At 65.7% G+C, this 7,776-nt stretch carries 6 protein-coding genes; all 6 read left to right on the forward strand.

Translation table 11 applies throughout. The annotated features are described in order from the left end of the window. On the forward strand, positions 1-1,324 hold a 1,324-nt coding region (locus tag Y706_RS0105500), incomplete at its 5' end, for an FAD-binding protein (RefSeq protein WP_162159062.1). Further along, entirely contained in the window at positions 1,321-2,862 is a 1,542-nt protein-coding gene (locus Y706_RS23835; RefSeq protein WP_052355013.1) for an FAD-dependent oxidoreductase, read from the forward strand. The genes Y706_RS0105500 and Y706_RS23835, both read left to right, overlap by 4 nt. After that, a complete protein-coding gene (locus tag Y706_RS0105510; protein ID WP_028275791.1) occupies positions 2,862-3,626 on the forward strand; it encodes a short-chain dehydrogenase/reductase in 765 nt (254 codons plus the stop codon). Before Y706_RS23835 ends, Y706_RS0105510 begins: the two co-directional genes overlap by 1 nt. 149 nt (positions 3,627-3,775) lie before the next feature. Beyond that, on the forward strand, positions 3,776-5,266 hold the full coding sequence (locus Y706_RS0105515) for a MocR-like pyridoxine biosynthesis transcription factor PdxR (protein WP_028275792.1): 1,491 nt from the start codon (positions 3,776-3,778) through the stop codon (positions 5,264-5,266). A 111-nt stretch (positions 5,267-5,377) separates the two neighbouring features. Continuing rightward, on the forward strand, positions 5,378-6,463 hold the full coding sequence (locus Y706_RS0105520; protein WP_028275793.1) for a sugar phosphate isomerase/epimerase family protein: 1,086 nt from the start codon (positions 5,378-5,380) through the stop codon (positions 6,461-6,463). Then, complete coding sequence (locus Y706_RS0105525; RefSeq protein ID WP_043434986.1) at positions 6,460-7,758, forward strand: MFS transporter; 1,299 nt, start codon at positions 6,460-6,462, stop codon at positions 7,756-7,758. The genes Y706_RS0105520 and Y706_RS0105525 overlap by 4 nt, the downstream gene beginning before the upstream one ends. The last annotated feature ends 18 nt before the right edge of the window (positions 7,759-7,776 follow it).

Raw genomic sequence — 7,776 nt, forward strand, 5'->3', positions numbered from 1 at the left:
GTTGTTGGAGAAACAGGAGACCTTTGGAGGCTCGGCCGCCCTCTCGGCCGGCATGTTCTGGACCGCGCCAACGGTCGATGCCTACCGCGCACGGATCCCGCTGGGGAACCCTGAGCTTGCTGCCCGCCTGGTGGGCGACTATGAGGATGCACTGGCGGAGCTGCGGGCATCGGGGGCGCGAGTGGCCGCCGAACCCAAGCTGAACATCATGACGTTCGGCATCGGGTATTCCACCGACATTCACGCCGTTCTGGAGTGGTGCCGGCAGGAAGTCCGCCTCACCGGCGGCGAAACACTCACCGGGATAACGGTCACTGAGCTGGTGCACGACGGCGGCTCCGTCACCGGAGTCACGGCGCGCGACGCCGAAGGCCGCCTCATCCGCTACTCCGCATCCGCCGTCGTACTGACCACCGGCGGGTTCCAGGGCGCCCGCGATGAACTCACCCGGCATATCGGCCCGAATGCAGACCGTCTGCTTCTGCGCTCCAACCCCGGCAGCGTCGGGGACGGACTGCGGCTCGCACGGGCGGCAGGCTCCGGCGGGACTACGGCGATGAGCACGTTCTATGGTCATCTGCTGCCGTACCCGGTCCGCCGGTTCGAGACGGAGGACTACCTGCCGTACTCCCAGTACTACTCCGGGTCCACCGTGATGGTAAACCTCCGCGGTGAACGCTTTGCCGACGAAACCAAGGGCGATGAACTGCTCAACCAGGATGTTGCGTTCCAGCCGGAAGCCCGCGGCATCCTGATCTTCGACGAACACGTCCGGACCACCGAGGTCATCCAGGAGCCGTTTCCCGGTCTCGGGTCCATCGACCGTTTCGCGATCGCCGTTGAAGCGGGCGGAACGTGTGCGGAGGCGCAGACTCTGGACGAGCTGGTCGGGAAGATCTCGGTCTGGGGCGTCGACCGGGACAACCTCAATGCCACGCTCAAGAAGTACGCCGAAACAGCCGACCAAGGCGGCGGCACAGCACTGGGCGTCCCGGTCTCCTCCACGGCCCGACCTCCGCGCACGGGTCCCTTCTACGCCCTGATGGTTCAGCCCTCCATCACCTTCACGTTCGGCGGGGTGCGCACCAACAGCAGCGGCGAGGCGCTGGACCATGACGGCCGGCCCATCCCCGGCCTTTATGCGGCCGGAGCTGATATCGGCGGCCTCTCCAACTATGGCTATGCCGGCGGCCTGGCACCGGGCTACACCACCGGCCGCTGGGCGGGGCTCGCCGCGGCCGCACGCGCAACCATCGGCGGGACTCGCCGGACTCCCGAACTGATCAACGCTGGCCGTAAGGCCACAGACAAGGAAGCATCGTGACCACCACTACAGCAGACATCCTGATCATCGGAGGCGGCGGATCAGGAATGAGCGCCGCCATCTCGGCAGCCACGAGCGGCGCCAGCGCGATTGTGCTGGAAAAATGCCCCAAAGTGGGCGGCAGCACGGCGATGTCCGTGGGCTCTTTCACCGCGGCCAACACGTCCTATCAGTACCGGGCCGGCGTCAACGACAGCATCGAGCTCTTTGTTGCCGACATGAAAGTGGCGAACGGCGAATTCGAGGAACGGGAGAACAAGGCGCTGCGCCGGATCCTGGCGGAGAATGCCGGAGCGACGGTGGAGTGGCTGTCCAGCATTGGCGTGCAGTTCCTCGGTCCCACCCCGGAGCCGCCGTACGAAAAGCCACGCATGCACAATGTGTTGCCGAATTCGTCCGCCTACGCATCGGCCCTGCTGAGGGAATGCCGGAAACGGGGCGTGGAGATCCGCACCTCTATGCACGTGGAGAAACTCCTGCGCAACGCCGCCGGGGAGATCATCGGGGCCAGGGCCAACGGCACCGACTTCTTCGGCCGGCGCGGCGTTATCCTGGCCACCGGCGACTACTCCGCTTCCGCGGAGATGAAGGCCGAGTTCGTCGGGGAAGCTGCCGCCAAAATCCCGCCTGTAAACCCCAACAACACCGGCGACGGATTCAAGATGGGAACCAGCGTCGGCGGCGTCATGCTGCAAATGGACAGGCTCTACGAGGGACTGCGCTTCGCCCCCTCCAAACGATTGGACCCCATTAAGATCCTGCCCTCGCACCCGCTGCTGTCCAAGGCCATGCGACTCATTGTGGAGCGGCTGCCTAAAAACCTGCTGGCGTTCGTCATCCGCGGCGCCCTGACCAGCTGGGTGGGCCCGAACAATACGATGTACCAGGCGGGGGCCATCCTGGTGGGACATGCCGGGAAACGGATCGCGAATGAGGACTCCGACAAACTGATGGCCCGCGCCGCGGCCGTCGACGAGAAAAACACCGCCTTCATGGTCTTCGACCACCGGGTGGCAAGGAAGTTCTCTGCCTGGCCGAACCCTGTTTCCACCTTCCCGGGCGTGGCCTACGCCTATGTGGAGGACTACAGGCGGTACCGCCCGGACGTCTACCACGGGGCCGACACCATCGAAGAGCTCGCCCAGAGTACCGGTCTGGATCCCGTTGTCCTGCGATCGACCATCGATGAGTGGAACGCGGACGTCGCCACCGGAACCGACAGTCAATTCGACCGGCAGCGCCTCGGCGGCGGGGTCAGCGAGGGTCCGTTCTATGCGCTCGGCCCGATGAACGCCTTCATCACCCTTGCGGATGGCGGCCTGGCCGTTGACACCGAACTGCGCGTAACAACAGCAGACGGCGAGGCCATCCCGGGACTGTGGGCCGCGGGATCCACCGGTCAGGGCGGCCTGCAGTTGCTCAACCACGGCCTGCACATCGGCTGGGCGATGGTCTCCGGACGGCTGGCCGGCCGTCACGCGGCCCAGGCCCAGAACCGTTCGGACCTCAAACCAGCTGAATACATTCCGGTTGCCTGATGGATCTTGGCCTGCGGGAAAAGACAGTTCTCATCACCGGCGCCTCGCAGGGCATCGGAAGGGAAACGGCACTGCTACTGGCCGCGGAAGGCTGCAATCTCGTCCTGGTCAGCCGCGATGCTGCGCGTTTGGAGGACCTCGCCGGCACCATCCGCACGCACCACGGCGTGTCCGTGAACTTCATGGCTGCCGATCTGTCTTCAGATGCTGATCTGCAACGGGTGGGCTCCAGCGTGGGAGACCTCGATGTGCTCGTGAACAATGCCGGAGCCATTCCCCCGGGAACGCTTCAGCAGATTGACGACCGCCAATGGAGGGAAGCCTGGGATCTGAAAGTCTTCGGCTATATCAACCTGACCCGGTCCTTGTATTCGAACCTCAAGGAACGGCAAGGAGTAATCGTCAACATCATCGGCGCCGGCGGGGAGGTCTTCCGGCCGGACTACATTGCCGGCGCCACGGGCAATGCCGCCCTCATGGCCTTTACCCGCGCGCTGGGAAAGTCGGCCGTCGCGGACAACATGCGTGTGGTGGGGATTAATCCCGGCCCGGTTTCCACGTCCCGGAATGAAACGATGCTCAGGGCTACGGCCAAGGCAGAATTCGGCGACGAGGACCGCTGGGCGGAACTCAACTCGGCCCTGCCCTACGGACGCTCCGCAACCCCGGAGGAAATCGCCAGTGCAGTCGCGTTCCTCGCGTCCCCGCGGTCCGGGTACACCAACGGAACGATCCTGACCATTGACGGGGGACCCGGAGCCTGACCGTCGTGCGGCATGCATATCCGGTCCGGCCGGCGTGCTTCACCTGTCTGCCCGCTAAGGTGAGCGGACGACGGCGGGACTTCCCGGCGTCGTCCGCTTGCGGGCCCGTAAAATGGGGCCATGGTGAAATCAGCTCCGCGGTTCGCGGGATGAAGAGCGCTGGTGGCCGACTGCTGGCCGGACTTGAGCTCGACCGCGCAGCGGCTGAGCCTTTGCACCAGCAGCTGTATGCGCAGTTGCGCACCCAGATCCTGACGGGTTCAATGCCGAGCGGAACCCGCTTGCCCTCGACCCGCACGCTCGTCACCGAGCTGGGAGTATCGCGGATCACTGTAATGTCTGCGTTCGAGCAACTCACTGCTGAGGGCTTCCTGCGCTCACGTGCGGGTGACGGCACGTACGTCGACACCCTGTGGAGCGATGCCGCCCCGCAGCGGCCGATGTCCCGGCCGCCGCTGTCTGAACGCGGAGCCGCCACCTCTTCGCGGGGCACCGACCTGTTCAGCGAGGCGCCGCACACGTGGGCGCCGGCAGAGACCGAATCGTTCGTTGCCAGCCAGGTTGCGTCCTCGGCTTTCCCCGCGGCGACCTGGAAGCGCCTGTTGGGACGCCATGCCGGGCGCACCGATCCGCTTGCGATCGGGTACAGCGATCCCCACGGCTACCGCCCACTGCGGGAAGCGATCGCGGAATATGTCAACGACGTGAGAGCTTTGGGGTGCACGGCGGACCAGGTGGTCGTCACCTCCGGTGCGCAGCAGGCCTTCAACGTGCTGGCGGTTCTGCTGCTCGACGCCGGCGACCCCGTCGTCGTCGAGGACCCGGGGCACATCTCCGGACGGCTCGCCTTCCAGTCCCAGGGCTGTCCTGTCCGAGGCGTCCCCGTCGACGACGAGGGAGCAGTCCTCCCGGACGACGACGCGGCTCCGGCACGCCTGGCCTGCCTGACCCCCGCGCGGCAGCATCCGCTCGGCATTGCGATGAGCCCGGCGCGAAGGGCGGAGTGGATCGCGTGGGCGCAACGAAACGGGAGCTGGATCGTCGAGGACGACTGCGACAGCGAGCTGCGCTACCGCGGGAAATTCCTCCCAACCCTGTTCGGGCTCGATTTGAGCAGGCAGGTGATCACTGTGGGCTCCTTCAGCAAGGTGCTCGCGCCGTCGATCCGCCTCGGATACTGCGTGCTGCCGGAGGACCTGGTGAAGCCGTTCGCATCCGCATCATCGGTCATTGGGCGCCCGCCCGCGATGGTGCTCCAGATGGCCCTCACGGACTTCCTGTCGGAAGGGCATCTGCACGCCCACCTTCGCCGCACCCGGCGTCTCTACGCGGCACGGCAGGACGCCTTGCTCGAAGCGATCGATCACCGGTTGAGCCACAGGATTGAAGCCGCCCCGGTAGACGCCGGCCTGCACGTCATGGGTTGGCTCCGTGAACCGGTCGACGATATCGAGGTAGCCAGGGGACTGGCCGCGGGCCGGGTGTACACCTACCCCCTCGGCGAGTACCGGCTCACCCGGCAGCTCCCCCCGGCGCTGCTGATCGGGTTCGCAGGCACCGCGGAGGAGCACATGCCGCAGGCTGTCGGCAGGATGGCCGCCGCGTGGAACCGATGGGAGCGCATCGCCCCAGGTTCCTGAATGGACTTAACAACTGTGGCCTTAATGGACCTTTTTTGCGATCCATTACCGGCGTACAAATGATGAGTGACATTCGCCACCACCCCTGACCCGCCTCCCGAGGAGCCAACGATGCCCCCTGCCGATGCCCAATTTCAGGCGCTCCTAAGATCCCGCCTCAACCAAGAGGAGATCGAGTCCCTGCCCCGCCTGACCGACGAGCTGGCCCGGACCCTGATCGAACGGATCGACCGCGCCCCTCTGTTCGCCCACGCCTACGCCCTCCTTGGCAACCTGACCTACGGCGGGTACGGGCCCGATGATGTGCTCGACTTCGCGCATCGGCACGGCCTGGCCGGCGCCTGCATCCACCTCCTCGACGGCGAGGAGCGGAGCCTGGGCCGGATGAGCGAGAACAGGCTTCGCGAGTTCGCCGACCGCGCGCGCCACCTGGGTCTGGGGATCCACCTCGAAATCAGCACCACCCTGCGCGCGGACGTGGACGAGGTAGTCCGGATCGGGGGGGTCCTCGGCGTCCGGCACATCCGCGTCTACTCGCGCTTCGAGGGCACGCTCTCGCAGGTGATGACACTGATCGAGCAGGACCTGCGCCGGCTCGCCGTGCTCGCAGACGCGCACGATCTGCACTTCTCCTTCGAGCAGCACGAGGAACTGCGCTCCACCGAGATCGCCGAGTTGCTGCGCCGGGTCTCCCATCCGCGCCTGCACGCCATGTTCGATTTCGGGAACATGATCAATGCCTGCGAGCGTCCCATGGATGCCCTCTCCGCGCTCGCGCCGCACATCCTGCAGGTGCACCTGAAAGGGGTCCATGTTCTCCCCGAGGGGGACGGATACGGTCACCGCGGTGTGCTGCAGGGAAGCCCTGAGGACGACTTGCCCGGTGCGCGGATGCTCTTCGAGCTCCTGATGCTCGGCGAGGACGAGCCCCAGGTCATCGCCCTGGCCCTCGAACAGGAAAATCTTTACTACGCTCCCGCCTTCCGCCACGCCGGCGAAGGCGCGGACCCTTTCATCCCGTACCGCGATCTGAGCACTACCGGCATCCCGCCCGGATGGACCCGGGATGAACTGCTCGCTGCAGAACCCGGCTGGGCCGACCACCAGGTGGCCCATGTGAAGAAGCTGCTCGCCTCGCTGCGCGACATCGCCGTCGCACAGCTCGACACAACGAACTCCCTGGCAGGTGCACGATGACCACATTGACTCAGACCCCCGGGAAGTCCACGAACCGCGTCGACTGGAGCAAGTGGATCCGCTTCGCTCTGCTCGTCATGGCGGGCGGCACCATCTACAAGCTCGCCAACCTCAAGGACGCGTTCTACGTCCCCATGCAGGAGGCAATGGGCCTCAGCCACACTGAGATCGGCACCCTCCTGAGCGTCAACTCGATGGTCGCGACGGCGCTCTTCATCGTCGGCGGCTACCTCGCCGATCGCTTCTCCACGCGGATCCTCATCCCGCTCGGACTCGTGGGCACCGGAGCGCTGGGCCTGTTCCTCAGCACGTTCCCCGGCTTCAGCACACTCCTGCTCCTGTTCGCGCTGCTCGCCGTGTGCTCGGACTGCCTGGTCTGGCCCGCGTTGCTGAAGAGCATCCGTCAGCTTGGCGGCCCGAAGGAACAGGGGCGGCTCTTCGGCCTGCTCGAGGGCGGTCGCGGTGTCGTCGACACTGCTGTGGCGTTCTCCGCGCTGGGAATTTTCGTCCTGCTCGGTTCGGGTACCGGCGGATTCCGTGCGGCCATTGCCTTCTACGCCATCATTGACGTCGTCGTCGGCGTGCTGTTGTTCCTGCTGCTTCGCAATCAGACAAGCGAGCCGGCGAGCCAGCAGCCCGTGGCGAAGAAGCAGAAGGCCGGCCTCGGCGAAATCTGGCGTGCCGCGAAGCAGCCGCAGCTGTGGTGGGTGAGCTTCACCGTGTTCATGGTGTACGTCGTTTACTGCGGCCTCACTTATTTCATCCCGTATTTGACCTACGTGTACGGTCTGCCTGTCGCGCTGGTCGGCGCCTACGGCATCATCAACCAGTACGGCCTGAAAATCATCGGTGGCCCGATCGGCGGAGTCCTCGCGGACAAGGTGGTCAAGGGTGCGAGCCGGTACATCCGGCTGGCGTTCCTGTGCCTGATCCCGGTGGTGGCGGTGCTGCTGCTCCTCCCGGCCGATCCGGGCAGCCAGATCCCGGCGATGATCGTGACCCTGCTGTTCTCGCTTATCGTCTTCACCATGCGGGGTGTGTTCTGGGCGCCGATGGACGAGGTCGGGATTCCGGAGGAGACCAGCGGCACGGCTTTCGGAATCGCATGCCTGGTCGGCTATGCACCAGGGATGTTCGCTTTCATCGTCTACGGGACAATCCTCGACGCAAATCCGGGAGCCGCCGGTTACCACATCGTGTTCCTCGTGCTCGCGGCCCTCGCCCTCGTGGGAGCGGCCGTGTCCAGCGGGCTCGTGCGAGCCGCCCGGGCCCGACGGGCTGCGGCCGAGATCTGATCGTTTACCGGACGACGG

It is taken from the genome of Arthrobacter sp. I3 (assembly GCF_000520575.1).
In the GTDB taxonomy this organism is placed as follows: Bacteria; Actinomycetota; Actinomycetes; order Actinomycetales; family Micrococcaceae; genus Arthrobacter; species Arthrobacter humicola_A.

What these genes read in the sequence shown, in the direction of transcription:
- Y706_RS0105510 (WP_028275791.1), top strand. Translation starts at nt 2,862, where the DNA reads ATGGATCTTGGCCTGCGGGAAAAGACAGTTCTCATCACCGGCGCCTCG.
- Y706_RS0105515 (WP_028275792.1), top strand. Translation starts at nt 3,776, where the DNA reads ATGAAGAGCGCTGGTGGCCGACTGCTGGCCGGACTTGAGCTCGACCGC.
- Y706_RS0105520 (WP_028275793.1), top strand. Translation starts at nt 5,378, where the DNA reads ATGCCCCCTGCCGATGCCCAATTTCAGGCGCTCCTAAGATCCCGCCTC.
- Y706_RS0105525 (WP_043434986.1), top strand. Translation starts at nt 6,460, where the DNA reads ATGACCACATTGACTCAGACCCCCGGGAAGTCCACGAACCGCGTCGAC.